This is a genomic window from Actomonas spartinae (assembly GCF_051209155.1).
In the GTDB taxonomy this organism is placed as follows: Bacteria; Verrucomicrobiota; Verrucomicrobiia; order Opitutales; family Opitutaceae; genus Actomonas.
In genome coordinates this window covers 1,278,783-1,298,982 of sequence record NZ_JBPJGB010000001.1, presented here as the reverse complement: position 1 = coordinate 1,298,982, position 20,200 = coordinate 1,278,783, and the positions used below count along the sequence as shown (strand labels likewise).

Annotated in this window: 17 protein-coding genes; 7 read left to right on the top strand and 10 right to left on the bottom strand. The window is 64.1% G+C overall.

Annotation, left to right across the window (positions count from 1 at the left end; all coding sequences use genetic code 11):
* Nucleotides 1-72: 72 nt before the first annotated feature.
* The 3 genes from AC0MRV_RS05325 to AC0MRV_RS05315 all read right to left on the bottom strand — a co-directional run bounded on the left by AC0MRV_RS05325 (nucleotide 73) and on the right by AC0MRV_RS05315 (nucleotide 4,201).
* Nucleotides 73-1,320, bottom strand: coding sequence for a fasciclin domain-containing protein (locus AC0MRV_RS05325; protein ID WP_472763399.1), 1,248 nt, complete (start codon nucleotides 1,318-1,320; stop codon nucleotides 73-75).
* 744 nt (nucleotides 1,321-2,064) lie between these two features.
* Nucleotides 2,065-3,615, bottom strand: a complete 1,551-nt coding sequence (locus tag AC0MRV_RS05320; protein ID WP_472763398.1) for a hypothetical protein — start codon at nucleotides 3,613-3,615, stop codon at nucleotides 2,065-2,067.
* A 361-nt stretch (nucleotides 3,616-3,976) separates the two neighbouring features.
* Entirely contained in the window at nucleotides 3,977-4,201 is a 225-nt protein-coding gene (locus AC0MRV_RS05315; protein ID WP_472763397.1) for a hypothetical protein, read from the bottom strand.
* A gap of 632 nt (nucleotides 4,202-4,833) precedes the next feature.
* Between AC0MRV_RS05315 and AC0MRV_RS05310 the strand changes: the two genes are divergently transcribed.
* A complete protein-coding gene (locus AC0MRV_RS05310) occupies nucleotides 4,834-5,835 on the top strand; it encodes a hypothetical protein (RefSeq protein WP_472763396.1) in 1,002 nt (333 codons plus the stop codon).
* A 961-nt stretch (nucleotides 5,836-6,796) separates the two neighbouring features.
* On the opposite strand, the gene nhaA is transcribed toward AC0MRV_RS05310, so the two are convergent.
* Complete coding sequence (nhaA, locus tag AC0MRV_RS05305; protein ID WP_472763395.1) at nucleotides 6,797-7,957, bottom strand: Na+/H+ antiporter NhaA; 1,161 nt, start codon at nucleotides 7,955-7,957, stop codon at nucleotides 6,797-6,799.
* A gap of 212 nt (nucleotides 7,958-8,169) precedes the next feature.
* On the opposite strand from nhaA, the gene AC0MRV_RS05300 reads away from it, so the two are divergent.
* Nucleotides 8,170-9,003: a hypothetical protein gene (locus tag AC0MRV_RS05300; RefSeq protein WP_472763394.1), complete on the top strand. Its 834-nt coding sequence runs from the start codon at nucleotides 8,170-8,172 to the stop codon at nucleotides 9,001-9,003.
* A gap of 114 nt (nucleotides 9,004-9,117) precedes the next feature.
* On the opposite strand, the gene AC0MRV_RS05295 is transcribed toward AC0MRV_RS05300, so the two are convergent.
* The 5 genes from AC0MRV_RS05295 to AC0MRV_RS05275 all read right to left on the bottom strand — a co-directional run bounded on the left by AC0MRV_RS05295 (nucleotide 9,118) and on the right by AC0MRV_RS05275 (nucleotide 14,780).
* Entirely contained in the window at nucleotides 9,118-11,694 is a 2,577-nt protein-coding gene (locus tag AC0MRV_RS05295) for a hybrid sensor histidine kinase/response regulator (protein ID WP_472763393.1), read from the bottom strand.
* 433 nt (nucleotides 11,695-12,127) lie between these two features.
* The gene (locus AC0MRV_RS05290) at nucleotides 12,128-12,709 is read right to left on the bottom strand and encodes an IS110 family transposase (protein ID WP_472763392.1); all 582 of its coding nucleotides are present in this window, start codon (nucleotides 12,707-12,709) and stop codon (nucleotides 12,128-12,130) included.
* A 93-nt stretch (nucleotides 12,710-12,802) separates the two neighbouring features.
* On the bottom strand, nucleotides 12,803-13,096 hold the full coding sequence (locus tag AC0MRV_RS05285) for a hypothetical protein (RefSeq protein ID WP_472763391.1): 294 nt from the start codon (nucleotides 13,094-13,096) through the stop codon (nucleotides 12,803-12,805).
* Nucleotides 13,097-13,591: 495 nt separating this feature from the next.
* Nucleotides 13,592-13,891 (bottom strand): hypothetical protein, encoded by a 300-nt coding sequence (locus tag AC0MRV_RS05280; protein ID WP_472763390.1) that lies wholly within the window; start codon nucleotides 13,889-13,891, stop codon nucleotides 13,592-13,594.
* A gap of 196 nt (nucleotides 13,892-14,087) precedes the next feature.
* Nucleotides 14,088-14,780 carry an AIM24 family protein gene (locus AC0MRV_RS05275; protein ID WP_472763389.1) on the bottom strand — a complete coding sequence of 231 codons (693 nt, stop codon included), beginning with the start codon at nucleotides 14,778-14,780 and terminating at the stop codon, nucleotides 14,088-14,090.
* A 583-nt stretch (nucleotides 14,781-15,363) separates the two neighbouring features.
* Here AC0MRV_RS05275 and AC0MRV_RS05270 point away from each other — a divergent pair.
* Nucleotides 15,364-15,999 carry a LysE family translocator gene (locus AC0MRV_RS05270; protein ID WP_472763388.1) on the top strand — a complete coding sequence of 212 codons (636 nt, stop codon included), beginning with the start codon at nucleotides 15,364-15,366 and terminating at the stop codon, nucleotides 15,997-15,999.
* 217 nt (nucleotides 16,000-16,216) lie between these two features.
* On the opposite strand, the gene AC0MRV_RS05265 is transcribed toward AC0MRV_RS05270, so the two are convergent.
* On the bottom strand, nucleotides 16,217-17,302 hold the full coding sequence (locus AC0MRV_RS05265) for an endonuclease/exonuclease/phosphatase family protein (RefSeq protein WP_472763387.1): 1,086 nt from the start codon (nucleotides 17,300-17,302) through the stop codon (nucleotides 16,217-16,219).
* A 225-nt stretch (nucleotides 17,303-17,527) separates the two neighbouring features.
* Between AC0MRV_RS05265 and AC0MRV_RS05260 the strand changes: the two genes are divergently transcribed.
* From AC0MRV_RS05260 to AC0MRV_RS05245, 4 genes are all read left to right on the top strand, one after another.
* On the top strand, nucleotides 17,528-18,628 hold the full coding sequence (locus tag AC0MRV_RS05260; RefSeq protein WP_472763386.1) for a hybrid sensor histidine kinase/response regulator: 1,101 nt from the start codon (nucleotides 17,528-17,530) through the stop codon (nucleotides 18,626-18,628).
* A 464-nt stretch (nucleotides 18,629-19,092) separates the two neighbouring features.
* Entirely contained in the window at nucleotides 19,093-19,374 is a 282-nt protein-coding gene (locus AC0MRV_RS05255; RefSeq protein ID WP_472763385.1) for a DNA-directed RNA polymerase subunit omega, read from the top strand.
* On the top strand, nucleotides 19,371-19,595 hold the full coding sequence (locus AC0MRV_RS05250) for a hypothetical protein (RefSeq protein ID WP_472763384.1): 225 nt from the start codon (nucleotides 19,371-19,373) through the stop codon (nucleotides 19,593-19,595). Before AC0MRV_RS05255 ends, AC0MRV_RS05250 begins: the two co-directional genes overlap by 4 nt.
* 26 nt (nucleotides 19,596-19,621) lie before the next feature.
* On the top strand, nucleotides 19,622-20,161 hold the full coding sequence (locus AC0MRV_RS05245) for a hypothetical protein (protein ID WP_472763383.1): 540 nt from the start codon (nucleotides 19,622-19,624) through the stop codon (nucleotides 20,159-20,161).
* Nucleotides 20,162-20,200 lie beyond the last annotated feature (39 nt).

Genomic DNA, 20,200 nt, shown 5'->3' with positions numbered 1-20,200 from the left:
ACCCCCGCCGAAGCAGGGGCCGTTGCAAATGTCACCGGATCGTGGATACGACATTCGCCGATCCGCTCACGCTCACGGCATGAGCACGGTGTCGATCGGGTGGATCACACCGTTGGCGGTCTGGATGTCAGCCTCGAGCACCGTGGCGGAGTTCACCATCACGCCACCCGCTTCCGGCAAGGTGATGGTCACGTCGGAGCCCTGAAGAGTCGAAGCCGTCATGCCGTCACTCAAGTCGGTGGAGAGCACCGCGCCGGTGATCACGTGGTAGAGCAAGGTGGCCTGCAGGTCGGCCTTGTTGGCCGGCAGCAGCAGGTTGTCCAAGGCACCGGCGGGCAGCGCCGCAAAGGCGTCATCGGTCGGGGCGAAGACCGTGAACGGACCCGGGCCCATCAGCACGCCGTCGAGGTCGGCCGCTTCGAGCGCGGTCACGAGGGTATCGTGCATGCCGGTGGCGGAGAGCGTGGCGACGAGGTCGTCCATGCCGAGCACGTAGACCTCAAGCACGGCGACGCCGGCACCCTTGGTGGAGTCCACCTGCGCCGAGTAGGCGCCGGCCGGGAGCGTGGCCACGATGGCGGCATCACTGTCAACGAGCGGCGCGAAGCCGGTGCTTTGGATGTTCATCCACTGCGTGGTCTTCCAGTCGTCATTGCTGGCGATCATTTCCGAGGCGCCGTTGAAGAGTTCGATCGCGGCGTCCGGCAGCGCGTTGTCCACGCCGAAGTTGCTCAGGCTCTCACCCGCGGCGCGAATGAGGACCTTGGTTTCGGTGCCGAGCACCCAGCCGCCGAAGAGCGTGCCAACCTGGCCGTTGCCGGGGTTGATGAGGCCGCGGCCGGAATAGTTGAGCGCGGTGATGCGACCATCGATCTGGCGGTTCAACTGACCGCGCAGTTCGCCGCCCGGATTGTCGGCCGTGTGGATGTTCACATAGGCCCCACCCGCGAGCAGCGCGGAGAGGTCGCCGGTGTAGGTGCCCTCAAAGGTGCCGGCGTGAAAGCCGTTGGCGGCCATGGTGTAGGCCGAGGAGTCACCCAAGCCGATGGCCACGGCGCCGTTGGCACCGGCGGCGGCCTCATGAATGTGCGAGCCCGTGATCGCGCCACTCAAACCGGACGCGGTGACGGTGAGTTTGTAGGTGTTGTCCTCGGGATAAAGGGTCAGCTCCGCATTGCCCCAGGCGTCGGTCGTGACGGCGGGCACTTCGTTGGCGCCACTCAGATTGGCGACAAAGCGAATGGGCGTGAAGTGGGCGGCGAACGTGGTGCCTGCGGCGAGCAAAGCGACGGCGCCTAGTTTCAGAATATCTCGTTTCATAATTTTGATTGGAGGTTCTTGCAGTTGGACCAAGCACCCCTCGGCAGCGGCCGAGCGGTGGGATTGAGTCAGGGGGCAACGCCCGCAGGCACCGCCCCGAAGTTTGGTCAGTTCCCCTAGCACCAACATGAACCAGCGTGATCGGTTCACGATTTAAGCAAATTCCCTGCAATAACTCCTTCTTTAGCGCGGCTCCGTGAAACTTGGGCCCATTGGCAAGAAACAAACCGCGAACTGGAACCGCAGATTTCGCTGATCAACGCGGATGCTGTGAGGCAACGTGGTTTTAACCCGCGAATGTCGCGAAGCCACTCCACCGCACCACCGCGTCCGGAGGCTACCGTTCACCTCACCGCAAACAGGTGGACGCCGACGCCCCCGACGGCGTGAGCGTTGCCCCACGGCATCTGTGGTCATCTGTGGTGGGACCGTCTCCGTTGTTCTGCGCGTTGCCGTTGGCTTCGCGATCTTCGCGGTTCAATCCCATCCTGCCTCTCGGCTGACCGGAAGGGCACAGCGCCACTCCACCGCACCACCGCGTCCGGAGGCCACCGTTCACCACACCGCAATAAGGTGGACGCCGACGTCCCCGACGGCGTGAGCATTGCCCCTCCGCATCTGTGTTTATCCGTGTCCATCCGTGGTCAAAAAACTCCCTGCCCCTCAGCCTAGCTACAGCCTAGGGGCTATCGGAATCCATCCGCACGACTTGTGCGCCGCAGGAGCATCGGCGGTTTCCCAGCCTCAATCGCCCACCTTCACGACGTCCACCACCTCAGCCAAGCGCGGGTCACTGCTCACGCGCGGAGCCAAACCGCTCGTGGTCGCCAGTCCGCGAATCTCCACCCGCGCGGTCGGGCGATACGGATGCGGCAGGCTCGGGTCGAGCGCGCCGCTCGGATTGTCGAACAACACCACCCGCGATACGCCGTCATGCGGCGGCCCGTCGTCGATCGTCAGCCCATCGACCGTGATCGTGGTCGGCATCGAGCACGGGTAACCGAAGTCATGGGTGCCGTCATTGCGCACCCCGAACATCGCCAGCGTCTCCCCGCTCCACGCCGGTGGCACCCACCGGCTGTTGCGGATCACCACGTCGCCGGCCCACGTCGCGCCGTAGTCTTCCCGAAAACTGATCAAGCGCCAGCTGTGCACGGTGGAGTCCTCGACGAGCAGCCGCCCCCGACCAATGGCGTTGAGACCCATGTGCCCGAGCGTGGAGGCGCGGATCACATAACCGCCCGACACGCCCATGTGCACGTCCATGCGCGAGATCACACAGTCCTCGACGAGCACGTTCTTCATGAAGTTCGTCGCCGCCACGCCCCAGCGCGTCCGGTCGTGAATGTCCCCCATCCGGCACCCGCTCATGGTGAAGTTCACCACCAGATCGGCCCGATAACCGTAGGTGCCCATCGGCACGGGTTTACCGGCAGAGCCGATCGTCGGGTAAACCTTGTGCGGGTCGACCCGACAGTCGCGAAAGGTGATGTTGGCCACCTTTTCCGCGCGCAGAAAGCCATTGTAAGGATGGCCGAAGTCGGTCTCGCCCGTCACCTCGCAGGAGAGGCCCTCGATCACTGTATTGGAACGTAGGATACGGATGTTGCGGCCCCAATAGTTGTAGCCCACCGGCTGCTGCATCCGGTTCGCGATGTGAACAAAAAAGCCGCCGCGCAGCACCAGCACCTCCGGATCAATCGGCCGCGCCTCAACCCGGGTCACGGTTTCGTAGTCCCACTCGATCGCCCCCTCGATCGTGCCGTCGCGGCGCACGATGAAGACCTCGTTCTGCGGGTGGCCGGAATTCACGTTCAGGCCCCGTCGAATGAAACGACGCTGGTTGGCGTTCTCCACCAACACCAACAGATCGGTCTCGGGGCGCGCATCGAGCCGCTCCTGCCCCGCCGCGAGGCGCTCGATCGCCAGCGGCACCGGCTCAAAGCGCGACTGCACTTCAAACAGGGCGCGCCGGTGGTCCGCCACGCCCTGGCTGTCATCGATGATGAAGCGTGAGGTGCTCCAATCGGTCGACGTCTGGATCGCGACGGTGAGCGCCTGCCGCCCAAGGTGGTAGGTGGCGTCCGGATCGGACCGCACCGGCAGACCCTCTACATTGGCGTGCGCGTGGGCCGCGACGATGGCCGGCAGGTCATCCGTCAGGCCGTCCCCCACCGCGCCGAACTGCTCATAGGTGACCACGTCGGCTGCGCCGGCGGCACCGACCCAACACGAAAGGAAAACACCCAGCCGCAGAACGCGACCGGAGACCAGGGAAGAAAACAGCGAAAGCATGGCAGGAAGAACGGAAACGACGGGGTATGGCAAACGACGACATCCCTACCGCGAATTCGCCGGCCCGGCAAACTCACAGGACCCTCAAGACCCCAGGTGGACGCCGACGTCCCCGACGGCGTCACGTTGCCTCTCAGCACCTGCGCCCACGTTCTCCACTCCCCCGCAGCACCGCGTCCGGAGGTCGCGGTCCACCTCAAGCTCCCAGGTGGACGACGACGCCTGTCCCGCGAACGCGGTGGTCCCCGACGGCGTCGCGTTGCCTCTCAGTCTCCGACGCACTCCGTGCCCCTCGGTGACCTCTGTGGCTCAAAAGGCACCTGCCTCTCAGCACCTGCGCCCATCGGCGTTCGGCGGCGGTTCAGTCGCGATCGGCTCGCGTCGGATCCTGCAGCATGAACTTCGCGATGCCGACCCCCATCGCAGCCGGGCAGGCCACCATGAAGGCAGTGCTGATGAGGAACAGCGCGCTCATCTCCCGGTTGAGGCAGAAGGCGAGCGCGGCGATGCCGACGGAGGCCATGGCGCAAAAGAATGCGACGAGGACGACGGGAGAGGGCTTGGCGGAGGAGTCTTGAGATTTCATTTTAAGATCGGTTGGAGGGTGGACGGTGGGTTGGAACTGAGCGCCCGCCGCAACGGGCTTCATCCATAGGGGCCACCCAAGCGCGCCGAGGTGACAGGTTTTTGAGAATAACTTTTTCCGGCGCTCGGCACCCAGCCTACCTCATCAGCGCCCATCGGCGTCATCTGCGGTCAACCAGGTCCTTATTTTCAACCGCAGATGACGCAGAGAAACGCGGACGAAGCGCGAATGCGCGGAGATGGTGCCGAACGAAGAGAGGTGCCCCGAAGCGGAGCGAAGGGGTGATTGAGACGGGTGCCCGTCGGGCAGGCGAATGAACATGCGGAGAGGCAACGTGGTTGGACCACAGAGAGCACAGCGTTCACAGGGACTTAACAATTCTCTGTGCGCTCTGTGGTTAAAAAAACATCTGCGCCCATCTGCGCCATCTGCGGTTCAACTCCTCCCATGGTAGCCCGCCCGGGCCCGCTACCTCACGCCGCCGGACAACTTTGTAACCCCAACGGATTCCGGTTGCGCGGTAAAAATGCGCTCATATCGATCCCGATCATGGACGAATGGCGAGTCTGCAGGTGAAACACCTCCTTCTCACGCCCACCGCCCTCACCAACCATCATCTGCCCACCACTCCCATGAACCGTCGTTTTATTTTGACCATCGCGGCTGCACTTCTTTTCGCCGCCGCTGCTTCGGCCCAAAGCCTCACTGACCAAGTAAACGCCCAACTGGCCATGAACGGCCTCGCGCTGGATACCGCCAGCGAGGCCGATATCGCTGCCGCCACCGAAGCCGTGTTCGACGCGGCGATCAGTGCCCAGCTTGCCCTCGTCGGCCTCGACGTCGCCACGGCCACGCCGGAACAGATCGCGCAGGCCGCCGCCGCCGTGGTCCAAAACAACCCAGGCCTCTCTGACGGTGCGGTCGCCGCCCTGACCAACGCCGCCGTGAAGACCAATCCCGCCGCCGCCGGCACGATCACCCGCGCCGTGGTTGCCCAGCGCCCCGCCGCCGCCGTGGCCATTGCCCGTGCCGCCGTCGCCGCTGCTCCGACCCAGGTCAATCAAATCGCCGCCGCCGCCACCGCTTCGGCCGTCGCGGGTGGGCAAACCAATCTGGTCGGTGGCATCACCGCCAACGCCGTCGCCGTCGCCAACGCCAGCGGTGTCGGCACGACCGTGAACGATGTCGCCGCCGCCGTCGCCTCCGACACCGGTCTCGCCGCCGCGACCATCACCGACGAGGCCAGCACGGCTGTCATCGTCGCCGACGCCGAAACCACCGAGCTCATCGAACAGGATGCCAACGAGGCGGACCTGGTGATCGAGGAGGTCGAAGTCGAAGAAACCGTCGAACAACCGACCATCCTGACCGCTTCCCTGAACCTCTCCTATGGCACCTTCCTCATCGAGTGGGCCGCCGACGGCACCACCGTCACCGTGACCCGCACGGGCGCGGGCACAACCGATGGCTCCAACAACGAGCTCACCATCGCCAACCTCGGCCAGATGACCGCCACTCAGCGCACCGCGCTGCAGACTGCTCTGGCCGCTGCCGCCACCGCCGCCAACCAAGGCCAGGTGGTCGTCGAAGTCCCGGGCACCGGCAACGTGATCGTGGTCAGCCCCTCGAGCTGATCCGCACCGCGCCTCCCCCTTTCGCCCCTCCGCCGCCACACCAGCGCGGCGCGAGGGGCTTTTTTATGGGCCGGTCCCAAACCCCTCCGTAGGCCGCCCGCTGGCGGGCGCTCCGCCCCACGTCATCCGCGTTCCAGACCCAACGCTTAGAAACCGCATATGACGCAGATGATCGCAGATCCGCCCGGCGGAACAGGAACGCTCATCTGTGCTCATCCGCATCAGCGTAGATCAGCGAGGATCAGTGTTCCCCCTCCACCCCTCCCTCAATATCTGCGCCCATCCGCGAAATTTGCGGTCAACCACGTCATTTCCATCAACCGCAGATCACGCAGATGATCGCAGATGCGGAGAGGCAACGAGATTGGACCACAGATGAACACAGAAAAACACAGAGGCTCCCCACCTTCTGTGCCCCTCTGTGACATCTGTGGTTAAAAACCCATCTGCCCCTCGGCATCCATCCTACCTGATCTGCGCCCATCCGCGTCATCTGCGGTCAACCACGTCATTTCCTTCAACCGCAGATCACGCAGATGATCGCAGATGCGGAGAGGCATCGAGATTGGACCACAGATGACACAGAAGAACACAGAGCCTCCCCTCCCTCTGTGCCCCTCTGTGACATCTGTGGTTAAAAACCCATCTGCCCCTCGGCACCCATCCTACCTGATCTGCGCCCATCTGCGCCATCTGCGGTTCAACCCGACTGAGGACTAAACCGCAGATCACGCAGATGATCGCAGATGCGGAGAGGCAACGACATTGGACCACAGATGACACAGAAAAACACAGAGCCGACCCACCCTCTGTGCCCCTCTGTGACATCTGTGGTTAAAAACCCATCTGCCCCTCGGCACCCATCCTACCTGATCTGCGCCCATCCGCGTCATCTGCGGTTAAAGAAACCCATCTGCCCCTCGGCATCCATCCAGTCCATCTGACCTGCGACATCGGCGGTTCAACTCGTCTTCTGTTTACCCGCGGCGCTGAGCCACACGTATCCAATGATTCCCGACACGAGCGAGGTCAGCAGCACGGCCATGATGGAGCTGTTCACCAGCTCCGGCGTCGTCTTGTAGGCCAGGTTGGTGATGAAGATCGACATGGTGAAACCGACGCCCGCGAGGAAGCCGGCGCCGGTCACGTGGCTCCAGCCCATGCCCAGCGGCAGTTTGCACACGCCCAGCTTCACCGCGATGAGACTGAAGACCGTGACGCCCACGACCTTGCCGACCAGCAGGCCGGTGGAGATGCCCAGGCTGTTGGGACTCGTGAGGCTCGCCGCCCAGTCCGCGCCGATCACGATGCCCGTGTTGCACAGCGCGAAGACCGGCATGATGAAAAACGCCACCGGCTTGTGCAGGAAATGCTCCACGATGTAGGACGGCGACTTCACATCATCGCGCACCGGCGTGAACGGAATCGTGAACGCCAACAACACCCCGGCGATGGTCGCATGGATACCCGACTGCAGCATGAAGAACCACGTCAGCGCCCCGCCCAGCAGGAAGGGCCAGAGCGTCATCACCCGCATGCGGTTCAAGACCGCCAGGATCGCCAGGACGCCGAACGACAGCCCCAGATACACCGCCGAGAATTTGGCCGAATAAAACAGCGCGATCACGATGATCGCACACAGGTCGTCGATCACCGCCACCGCCGTGAGGAAGATCTTGAGCGATGCCGGCGCCTTGCTGCCGACCAAGGCCACCACGCTGAGCGCGAACGCAATGTCGGTCGCCATCGGGATGCCGAACCCCTTCTGCGTGGGCAGCCCCGCGTTGAAGCCGAAGTGAATCAGCGCCGGCAGCGCGATGCCACCCAACGCCGCGAAAATCGGCAGCATCGCACTCTTCAGGTCGGACAACTCACCCTTGTAGAGCTCGCGCTTCAGCTCGAGGCCGATGAGCAGGAAAAACACCGCCATCAACCCGTCATTGACCCAGTAGGCCACGGTCAACCCGCCGACATAACTCTGCCAGAAGCCGAGGTAGGACGAAGACAAGGCCGAGTTGGCCACCAGCAGCGACAGGATCGAACAGGCGATCAGCACAAAGCCGGCGGACTTCTCGTTGTTGAAAAACTCCTTAAAGGTCTCGGTCAGGCGGATATCAGACATGGGGAAACGGAACACGAAGGGTGAACGAACACGGCCGGGGCCGTGAGGAACCGGACCCTACCCAAACCCCACCCCGAGGCCACCGATCCCGACCGGTTTTCGGTCGAAATCGGTCCCAGCGTAAACCAGTCGAGCGCGGAACCGTCCCCGCCAGCGCGGGGCTTTTGGGCGTGGCCTTCGGGGACGCCTCCGCTAGCCAAGAGGTGATGTCGATGCACCGAGACTACCTCCTCACCATGATTGAAAAGCTGGGGGAGTTGGTGCGCCAGGTCATGAAGCGGGGCGACTCCCCGGAACAAACCCAGGTGCGGATCGACGAACTGGCGAACGAGTTGACCGGCCTGCCCGCCACGACGGTGTGCACCCTGCCTCCCGCGGAGGTGTATCGTTTGATCGCCGGATCGGATCGGATGGTGGCCGAGAAAAGCTACGCCGTGGCCGAGTTGTCGCGTGTGCAGGGCCTGTTGGCCTCCGACCCCGCCGAGCGCCAATCCCTCTTCCGTCGCGCGCTGTTCTTCTACGAACATTGTGGGCCGGAACTGGAGGACGAACTCGGCGAGACCTTGGCCGAACGTCAGGCCGAACTGAAAGCCACCTTGGACGGCGCCCCCGCGATGGAATCGGAGGAACGCCAACACCTCGTGCCGCCGGAGACTCCCCCACCCGCACGACGCCAGCCCAAACCCGGAATCAGTTGGCTGAGTCGCCTCAGTCTCGCCGTCATGGCGGTCTCGCTGGTCGCGATCCTCTTCCAGCCCGCGCCGGACTACCAGATCACCGACACGACTTGGCGGAAGCAAGGCCCGGAGCTGCTCGTCACCAGCGTCCTGCGCAACCGCAGCGATGACGCCCGACAACTGACGGTGGAATTTCTCGCCGACTACGCCCACACCGCCCAGCTCGACCAAACCCTCTCGTTCGCCGGCCGCCTCGAGCAAAGCTTTCACCTCGCCCCCGCCTCCGAGCTCCCCATCGAAGTCCGGGTCCCGCTCACGCGTTCAGGCGGCGAAGTCCTGCTCACCGCCCAGATCATCCGCGTGGAGTGACCGTTCTCACGGTCTTCGTCGGTTCGCCCCCAGCCCGTCCGCGGCCCCCTTTCCCGCCCATGGTGGACGTCGACCTCCGGACGACGTTTTTTTCGAGGGTGTGCCCAGGCCGGATCAAAGGCCGGCCAGCTTGCCGGATCGCGCGGGAAAGGATTCGAGCGCTTCGTGCAGGCGATCGGTATGGATCGGTTTGCCGAGCACAAGCGATACGCCGGCGTTGATCCAGCGGCGGTGGGAATCCGGCGTGAGGTCGGCGGTCAGGGCCACGATGGGCGTGGTGGTGTTCCGGTGTTCCGGCGGCCATTCACGGATCAGCTGCGCGACTTCCCAGCCGTTGAGATCGGGCATCTGGCCATCCAGCACGATGATGTCAAAGTCCTCCTCGGCGAGGCGGGCCAGCGCGGGACGTCCACCGTCGACGATGGTCACCTCGCAGTTGCAGCGGGCGAGTTGCGAGGAGCTGACGCGGCGACTGAGGGGATTGTCATCCGCCAACAAAACTCGACGACGCGGCGTCGAGGCAGCCACGAAACGACGGTCTTCGGTGGGGGTGGCCGAGAGCAGGGCATGGGCCATGCGCCGGCGGCGCAGGGGGATGAAGTGAGCCGTGCCGGGTTTGGTCTCGGGCTTGGCAATCACGGCCAGCGGGTAACCGGCCGCAGTCCACGCGGCCACGCTCTCCTCGCCGGCATAACCTTCGTCGACCACCAGGGCGGTGCGCTCCGCCGGCGGCGGCGCCAGCGGGAAGGTATGCTCGGTGGCTTCGAGACCGAGACTGCGCAGGCCGGCGAGGGCCGCGCGGCGCGCGGTGGGATCATCCAGGACCACGGCGACCGGGAGCGAGTCCAGCTCGTCGCCCAGCCGTTGCACGGCCACCGCGGCTTCAGGGGCTTCGACGAGGGGGAGCGTAAGCGTGAAAACCGAGCCGCGGCCGACTTCACTGCGGACCGTGACTTGACCCTGCATGGCTTCAGCCAGGCGTTGGGTGATGGCGAGCCCCAGGCCGGTGCCTTCAGTGCGGCGGGCGGTTTGGGGGTCGCCGCGATTGAAGGGTTCGAAGAGTTGATCGAGGTGTTCGGCGGCGATGCCGGGGCCCGTGTCGGCGACCTCGACCACGAGGTGCTGGTCCTCGCGCCGGGCCCGCAGCGTGACCAGGCCGCGTTCGGTGAACTTCACGGCGTTGCCCACGAGATTGAACAGGATCTGGCGGAAGCGCTCCGCGTCGCCGGACAGACCGGCGGGCACTCCGGGCTCGATCCAGTGGAACAGGCGCAGCCCTTTCACCCGGGCGACCGAGCTGAGCAAATCGGCGATCTGATCGAGCACGTCATCGAGCAGGTAGGGCTCGTTGGCGATCGCGAGGCGACCTGCTTCGATGCGGCTGAGATCGAGCAGGTCGTTGATGAGGCGCAACAGGATGTCGCTCGCGTCGGTGATGGTGCTCACCGCCTCGCGCTGGGTGGAGGTCAGGTTGCCGGCCCCCAGGGAGTCGGCCATGCCCAGGATGGCGTGCAGGGGCGTGCGCAGATCGTGGCTGACCTGAGTGAGGAAGGTGCTCTTGGCCGTGTTGGCCGCGACGGCTTCGCGGGCGAACGCATCGGCCCGGGCGAGGGTTTGCTCGAGCTCGCGTTGGGTTTGCTGCACGGCGATCTCATTGCGGCGGGCGTCGGTGATATCGCGCAGGATGAGGATGCGCCCGCGGGCCTGACCGCCGGTATCATCGAGCGGGGCGGCTTCCACCGTCCACCACTGCTCACCCAAGGCAAAACGACGCGGGACAGCGGTGGCGTGGAGGAGCGCGTCGAGGAGCTGGGGACGGTCGGCCAGCCAGGCGGAAAGCGACTGGCCCAGATACGGCTCGAGCGTCGGCAGGCGTTGGATGGCGGCCGCGTTGGCGCGGACGAGTCGGTCCGACGGATCGACCACGAGCACGGGATCGGGCAGGCGCAGGAACAGGGTATTGGTGGCGATGGGGACCAATTCAAACAGGCGGGCCCGGGCGACCGCCCAACTGAGGATGAGGCCCGTGAAGGCAAAGCCGACGGGTGTGTGGTCCAGATCTGGCAAGGGACCCACGCGGAAAACATAGGCGATGCTGGTGATCCAAGGCGCCAGGGTGGCGAGAAGGATGACGATCGACTGCTGGCGGAAGACGGTGCGCTGATTGAGGGTGTGCGCGGCCAGCATGACCGAGCTGGCGAACATGAAGCCATAGCAGTAGGCGACCGTGAGCCAAAACCCGGGTCCCCGACCATAGTAGGCGAAGAGCAGACCATCCCGTTCGATCGGGCGCACCTCGGGCCAGTGCAGGTGGTGCAGCTGGTTGGTGGCGGCGGAGAGCACGACCACGACACCTAGTCCGATCACCACGGCACTGAGGGTGCGGGGCGGCGCCTGCTGGTCGTGGGTATAGGTGTAGGCAAAGTGGAACAGCGACACCGGCCCCATGGCGACGCCGAGATAGGAGACCTGCGACCAGAAGACCTTGGCGGCCATGTTCGCCGCGCAGAACTCGGCGGCGCCGGCCGCCGCCCACCAGGCCGCTCCCCCCAGCACTGCCAGCAACCAGCGGGCGGAAGCGTAATCCTTACGCAGCGGGAGGGCGAACCCACCGGCCATGACGCACAACCCCGCGGCCAACGCCTGCGGGATCGCCAAGGAGGTCAATTGAAAGGAAAACAGATCGGCCACGGGAGAAGGCGGAAAAGTCGGCAGGAGACTCCGATAGACGGGAAACGTTCCGTGCGACAGTTCCGGCACGAAGCGGCAGGAGCAACCGCGAACCCGTTGCCAAAACAATCAAGGCCTCAACTAACGACGACCGACTCCCAAATGCGACGACACAAACCCGTCGGACCACTCCCAGCCGCTCAAAGTCAGTCCCGACCTTGCTGACAATGTGACGACATGACCCCGTCTGGCTGCCCCCAAGGAGGTCAATTGAAAGGAAAACAGATCGGCCACGGGAGAAGGCGGAAAAGTCGGCAGGAGACTCCGATAGACGGGAAACGTTCCGTGCGACAGTTCCGGCACGAAGCCGCAGGAGCAACCGCGAACCCCTTGCCAAACCAATCAAGACCTCACCGAACGGCCACCGACTCCCAAATGTAACGACCCAAACCCGTCAGATCACTCCCAGCCGCTCAAAGTCGGCCCCGGCCCTGCTGACAATGTGACGACATGACCCCCTCTGGCTGCCCTTGGTCGCGGCGGGCAGCTGGATGCCCAGGCTCTTGAGCAGGAAGCGCACGGTGTTGGTTTGGGCGACCCGGCTGCGGACCAGCGCGTCGCGCACCTTGATCTTGAGCAACGCCCGCTGGCAGCGCTCGCTGCGATGGGTGACCGGACTGAGCAACTGCGGGTCCGCGCGGCACAACCGAGCGAGCATCCGCGCATCGTGCCGATCGCTCTTGGTGTCGGACTTGGAGATCGCGCGCAGTTTGCGAGCGTTGGCTACGTAGACCCGGTGGCCACGCTCGGTGAAGAACCGGCTGATCCACGGCGAGTGCGTGCCGGTCTCCATGGCGAGGGTAGCCCCGGGATACTGAGTGCTCAAGCGAGCGAGCCCCTCGCGATCGTTGGTCACAGTGTGCTCGTCGATGATCTTACCCGGGCAGTTGAGAACGCAGGCCGCGTGGCGGCGGTCTCCTAGGTCGAGGCCAATCGTGCAGGCGGAACTATCGGTCGATGTGGTGGCGTGCTTCATAAGGCGGAGTCTGTATCCACCGGCCGCTTACCGCGATCCGGTAGACTCACGCCTTCTCATTCCTACTGGTTCTGCCTTTTCTTCATTTTAATTTCAATAGCGCATCAGAAGCACGAACTGTCGTCCGTAGTAGGTCAGTAGAATGCTCCATCCAACGAGGATGATGGCAATGCGAGTGGCCCTACTCGGGATGGAAAAAACGACCCCGACAAGTGCTGCGAGAATGGACATGAAAAGCACAAGACCGCCCCACACCATCACAAGTGTGGCATTTCCGATGTGCGGCACGAGAACGTAGAGGCCTGCCATCATGATCGGAAACACAGCCAGGACAGACACCCAATATCTCGTATCAGCCTCTGAGGGCGCTTCGTAGCGCTCACCCATGAGTATTCGAACGACTAGTCTCGCGACCGGATCAATCATTTACGCAGAACGTTTCAGCTGAGCCGCGAGCGCCGGCGCGGAGCGACGGTGCTCGTTGGCTCGGGCGGTTGGTTAGCCTGTTTGGTTTTTCCTTTGGTGCGAAGCGGTTTGAGCCCAAATCGTCGCCACTCATCACGTTCTCGTCGCATTTCCTTCCAGAGGCACGATGCGACGTAACCGATAATCGCCGCTAAGAGCGCATACGCGAGAGACCTGCCTGCATCTCGCATCCAGAGATAAATCATCGAGGAGACACCCCAAATAAGTGCATTTAGGGTCATAAATGCTGCACCAAGTCCAAAGCCCCAGGCACGTGAAGGATTCGACCTCATCACCGGCTAACGCTAAAGCTGAGCCGCGACGGCCAGCGAATGAAATATGGGGTTCGCTTGGAGGACAACGGAACGGCCAACGACGGCCTTGGCCGTCGTTGGCTCCGGCGATTGGATGGGCTCTTTATTTCTGCCGAAATACATAGCAGGTGGGGTCCTCCCAGAACTGATCCATAGGCACCAACTCCTCGGCTATTCTCTCGTCGGCCTCTTCGGGCTCAACCGGCCAAGCAACAAACTGCCCATCCTCGATATGACCTACCTCAACGTCATTCCCCCACAGGAGGCAGGTGCCCACTTCTCGAACGAAATGGTGAACTTCTACGACACCGTGCGATGGTCCCCACTCCTCGCGAATCTCGCGGATCATGTCCGATGCGGGAACAGCCTTCTTTCTTAAGCGCTCCCGAATTCGATCTGCCATGTCACTCTGTGCGGACATCTTTATTCGCCCATCGTTGTTTAGCCCCTGTAAAACAGGGGGATAACTGATAAATATCCTGTTATTGGCATTTAAGGACAGGGTTTTGCGTTATCGTGTGTCGCAATGACGCAGTTTTCGATTAACAGAAGGGGAGGTAATGAGGGGTCAAGCTTTGTAGATTGTGGTCCGGTCATGCTCACTGCCCCGACTGCATATAAACTTCCTCATAGGGTTGGACGACGACGAAGCCGGTGCCTTGCCATTCCATTTGGATGCTTTCGCCGCTGCCGCGGCCGAGGAAGGTTTTGAAGGAGACGTCTTTGCGGAAATTGGGCTCAAGGTTGCCTGACCACGCCACCGTCGCGTTGGGATCGGTGATGACAGGGAAGCCCGGATCAACCGGCAGGGTGATCGGATCGTAGTGCGTCGTGATCGCCACCAGTCCCGTGCCTTCCAAGCGCACGTTGAAGAGGCCGCCGGAGAGCATCGCCGCCATCTTCCGCATCATCTTGATGTCGCACTTGATCTGCGGCTCGAAGGCCAGGACGTCGTTGCCGTTCACCACCAGCGCTTCGTTTTGCAGCTGCAGCACCGTGATCTTCTTCCCGGCATCGGCCAGATACACCGCCCCCTGCCCTTCCGCCTTCGTCAGCTTCGTGCCTTCCCCACTCACCGCCTTCTTCAACAGGTTGCCGAGGCCCTGCGACAGCATGTTCTCCCGGGTGAACTTCACCGACCCGTTGTAGGCGACCATCGCGCCCATTTTCATCCAGATGGAACCGTTCAGGTTCACCTCCAAAAACCGGTCGGTCTCAAGTTCGAAGAGCCCCTGCCCCCGATCCTTATTTTTAGTGCGATTGACGAATTCAGACAGCGTGGAGGAGCTCATGGGCAATGGGGTTGAAAACGGACTCAGCGATGGCCGGATCCCCACCAGTCGGAGCAGGAATCGCTCCGATCTTGCGGTCGCTCCCGCCGCGCCCACGGCTTGGGCCGGGCGGTCGAACAGTCGGGAAAAGATGGCAGGTCATGCATGCGGGGAATCATGCCGAGTCACAAACGAGGTGAGATGAAACCCGCCGAGGACCAGTCGCAGGCAACGAGGCGAGAACGTGTTGGTTCCCAGCCCCTTTGGCGAGCCCAATCGGGTAGATCCCCTACTCCACCCAAAATTCCGCACCGGTTTAACCGCAGACAACGCAGATGATCACAGAGGTTGACGTTCCACTCCACCGCAACACCGCGTCCGGAGGTCGCGGTCCACCCTAAGACATTCAGGTGGACGCCGACGTCCCCGACGGCGTCACGCGTTGCCCCTCAGCCTCTGTGCTCCTCTGTGAAATCAGTGGTTAAAAACATCTGCGCCCATCAGCGTCGTCTGCGGTTCAAAGACCTCTGTCACTTTTCCCATCCGAAGCGGGAGCGGGTTTCTGGATTTGGCAGCAGGCCCGGGTTGTGTCGGCATGCCCGCCATGACGTGGGCTGACGCACTGTTGTTGTTTGGGATCATGGTGGGCCTCGCGGCGACGCCGAGTGCCAGTGTCGCGCTGGTGGTGAGTCGCGCGGCCATGTTCGGCGTGCGCAGCGGCGCGGCGGTCGCCGGCGGCATCGTGCTCGGTGATCTCGTGTTCGTGACCCTCGCCATCCTCGGGCTCTCTTCCCTCGCCCACGCGCTGGGGCCGTTCTTCGTGGCGCTCAAAATCCTCGGCGGCGGCTACCTCATCTACACCGGCGCCCAGTTGCTGCGGGCTGGTTGGAAACGTCCACCTGCCGACGTCGCCGCGGACCAATCCGATCCCGCCGCGGGCCGACCGCACACCACCAGCTTCCTCGCCGGTTTCCTCCTCACCCTCGGCGACGTGAAGGCCATCTTTTTCTACGCCAGCCTCTTTCCCTCCGTCACCGACATCACCGCGCTCACCGCAACCGATGTTGCCGTGATCATGGCGGTCACCGTGCTCACCGTCGGCGGTGTGAAACTCGCCTACGCGATCGCCGCCCGCCGACTCGCCCGCCTCACCACCCGACCGTCCGTCGCCCGCGGGCTCAAACTCACCACCGGCGGCGTCATGGTCGGCGCCGGCAGCTACCTGATCGCCAAGACCTGAGGGTCCTTGGCCTCATCCCACCAAACTTCGCGACCTTCACGATCTTGGTGTAAAAATCCCCTCGCTGCCTCTCCGCTGCGGTGAGGCAACGCGGTTCAAACGCAAAGATCGCCGAGGCCCGCAAAGCCGGTCTCGTCGACCGAAAGCATAGCCCCTCCATCTCCGTGTGCATCCGTGTCCATCCGTGGTCGAACCAGCGCTGCCTCTCCGCCACCACCTACGCTTTCTCTGCCGGATCCGGCACGTCGGCGGCCGAGACGTTTTCCTCGGCCACCTTTTCCGCCGCCCACGCGCGGTCGTCTTCATCGACCGCCAAGCCTTCGCCGGCGTCGGCCGGCTCGAGGTGCAGGTCTATGAGCAGCGGGAAATGGTCGGACCCAAAATCCGGCAGGCGCCGGATGTCGTTGAGACAAAAGTGGGCGCTGTGAAACAGGTGATCGAGCGGCCAGCGCAGGAAGGGCACCCGCGCGTTGAAGGAGCAGAACATGCCCCGGCCCACCCGCGGATCGAGCAGGCCGCTGATCTTGCGAAAGAGCCGCGTGGTCGACGACCAGGCCACGTCGTTGAGGTCGCCGGCCACCACCGTCGGCTGCTGAGTGTCCTTCAACTCACGGCCCACCACGATCAGTTCCGCATCCCGCTCGTCGGACGTTTCGTTTTCCGTCGGCGAGGGCGGCGCCGGATGCAGCACATGCAGGCGCACCCGCGGTCCGGCCGGCAACTCCACCAACGCGTGCATGGACGGCACGTCGTCCTCCACCAGGGTTTCGATCGAGGCACCATGCAGGGGATAGCGCGAATACAGCAGCATGCCGTAGAGGTTGTCCAAGGGCCGCTGCAAGGTGTGGGCAAAGCCCTCCTCGCGCAGCACGTCGAGTTGATCCCGCCACCAGGTGTCGGTCTCCATCGCGATGAGCACGTCGGGCGCGGCTTCCCGCACCAGCGCCAGAAAGCGTTCCGCCTGTCGGTTGGTCTGTAGCACGTTGGCGGTGAGGATGCGCAGCGAGCGCTCCCGCGACCCGTTGCGGGCATCCGGCACCTCGCGCCGACCCAGTCGGGAATAGGGCAAGATCCACCACGCTTGCACCAGCAGCGCGCCGCCGCCGAGACCGAGGGCCGTCCACGCCAGCGCGCCGTCCCGCGCGCCCAACCCGAGCTGCAACGCGAGGCTGCCCGCCAGCACGGCCGCGATCTGCCCGCGCGGAAAGTCGCAGCCCCGCACCAGGTAGTGCGTCTGTCGCGACAGCGGCAGCAGGGTCGCCACCGCCAACACCAGGTTGAGCGCGAGAAAGCAAAGGAGCATCGGCCCCCATCTGGGCCGACCCGTGACCATGCGTCCAGTTCGCACTGCCCGCCAGCCCGCCGCCACCTGGGCCGGAGTCACCCCGATCGGCCCCGAACAGCTACCTAACCGATAGGCAGAAAAGCGCGGTTCAGTTCTGAACCGAAACTCATTTGCAAGTTGTGATCCCCTTCCCACGCGAACACCGTCGCGAACCGCGCCGCATGGCCCGGGTCATTTCTCTCCATGCCAGCCGCCGAACACGCCACTATTCTGCTCATCGACGATGAGCAATCGGTGCGACGCTCCGTTTCCACCATGTTGGAGCGCGAGGGCTTCACCGTGCTGACCGCCGCGAATGGGGAGGAAGGATTGGAGATCGCCCAGGAAACGCACCCCGACGTCGTGGTGACCGACCTCGCCATGCCGGGCATGTCGGGTTTCGACGTCATCGAGCAACTGCGGGCCAACTCCGAGCTCCACCTCACGCAGGTCATCGTCATCACCGCCCGACTCGAACGGGAGATGATGCGCCGCGGCATGGATCTCGGCGCGGATGATTTCATCACCAAACCTTTCACCGAAGAGGAACTCCTCCATTCCCTCGCGGCCCGGCTCGAAAAGAAGGCGCTCTACGACGAACTCGACGCCTTTGCCCACACCGTCGCGCACGACCTGCGCTCACCCCTCGGCACCCTCACCGGTCGCGTCGAACTGGCCAAGATGATGTTGCCCAAGGGCGATCTCGACAAGGTGGCCCACAACCTCGACGGCGCGCATGAGGTCGCCCACCGCCTGGTGAACATCGTGGAGGAAATGCTGCTGCTCGCCGGGCTGCGCCGGGATCGACTCCAACCTGCGCCCGTCGACTCCGCCGAGGTCGTCAACGAAGCCCTGCTCCGCGTGGAGGGAGCAATCCGCAAAGCGCAGGCCCGCGTGACCCTCCCGCAAACCTGGCCGCCCGCCGTCGGCTTTGCACCGTGGCTCGTGCACGTGTGGACCAACCTCCTGAGCAACGCCGCGAAATACGGCGGCTCACCGCCCCAGATCGAAATCAAGGCCGCCACCCGCGGTCGGTTCACGCGCTTCGCGGTGCGTGACCACGGTCCCGGTCTGAGTGACACGACGCGTTCCGCCGTCTTCACCCCTTTCGCCCAAATCACCATGCGCGACGCCAAGGGCCACGGGTTGGGCCTGAGCATCGTGCAACGCATCATCGCCAAACACCGCGGCCGCGTCGGCGTGGAAACGCCGCCCGACGGCGGGGCGGAATTCTGGTTCGAAATCCCCACGACCGCCCCGGAGCTCGCCCCCACCCCCAGCGCCGCCGTGCCCCTGGGCGCCTAACTGCGAATCTACATCCGCGCCCATCTGCGTCATCTGCGGTTCAACCAAGGAATCCACTCCACCGCAAAACCGCGTCCGGAGGTCGCGGTCCACCCGAAGCCACCAGGTGGACGCCGACGCCTGTCCCGCGAACGCGGCGGTCCCGACGGCGTCACGCGTTGCCTCGTCCGCCGAAGCTGTAGCGAAGGAGGGCCCCTCAGCCGCCGTGCCCCTCTGTGGTCCCAAAGTCCCTGCCTCCCAGCATCCTGCTCTGATCGGCGGCTAAACCGCACCCGGCCAAACTTTAATCGGCGCATATCGTTCGCGGGGGAACGGCTTGGGGAAGCGCGAGGGTCGGTGCGGCGAAATACATCGTCTCCCTCGCGCGCCCGGCCTAAAATCTGCGCAGTGACCGAGTGGCTCGCCCCTCCGACAACGGCATTTCCGCCGGCTGTCCCACCCCGCGCCCTCGGTCGATGTTCATTATGAGAAACGACTACCTGCAGAGCGCCCGCCTCGTCATCGAGGACCCCAATGTCCTCATCAATGTGGTCTCGCGCCGCGTGAAGCAATTGCGCCAGGGCAGCCGCCCGCTCGTCGAGTCGTTGGAAAAACTCGCCTTCGAGGACGTCGCCCTGCGCGAGATCGCCGAGGGCAAGATCAGCTACGAACTGGCCGTGATCGTCGAGAACGACATCCCCGATGTCTCCGGCCCCAGCAATGTTCGCCGCGAACGCCGCCAGACACCCGCCGTGGAGGCGACGTGATCCGCCGCGTTCACCCCATCACCCCGTCCCAGGCCGCCACCAATGGCGCGATGGATCTCTTCGTCGACGGCCACCAACGCCAACGCGTCCCGCAGATGCTCATCGGCCTCACCGTTCTGGCCAGCGCCACCGAAGCGCAGGTGCAGACCGCGATGCGCATGGTCCACGCCCATCGCCGACTCACCCTCCCCGCGATCGAGGCCATGTTCACCGGAAACTGAGCGTCCATCCGATCTCCCTCTTGCCCATGCCCACCACCACCTTGTCTCCCACCACCCTGTTCACCGTCCACGGCATCGCCCGCGATCGCGCGCCGGCCGATCACCTGTTGCACGCCCTCAAGGAAGCCGGCTTCGGCCCGGGATCGATTTCCCTGCTCTTCCTCGATCGCAAACCTCCCACCTCGCAATCCCGCGGGCGCACCATCCGTCCGGCGCCGGAGTCGTCCACCGACATCCGCGGCATCGTCGCCTCGCTCGATGAGGTGCGTTCCGTGATGTTGCCGAGCTCCACCTACCTGATCGTGGCCGGCCCCCTCGGCCGCGCCCTCAAGCCGGCCCAGCCCAACGCCATCGCCGCCGCCCTCATGACCTTTGGTGTGCTGCCGCTCGATGCCACGCGCCGCGCCCAACGCGCCTACGACGGCGCCTTCCTCGTGGGCGTGCACACGGAAAACAGCGACGAAGCCGCCCGCGCCCAAACCGTCTTCCGCGAACAACAGGCCGAACTCATCACCCAGGGCGGCAGCGTCGACTGGGCCCAAGGCAAACTCGACCTGTTTGGCTGAAACCCAGCTGAATCACCGAAATCTGAATTCAACCGCAGA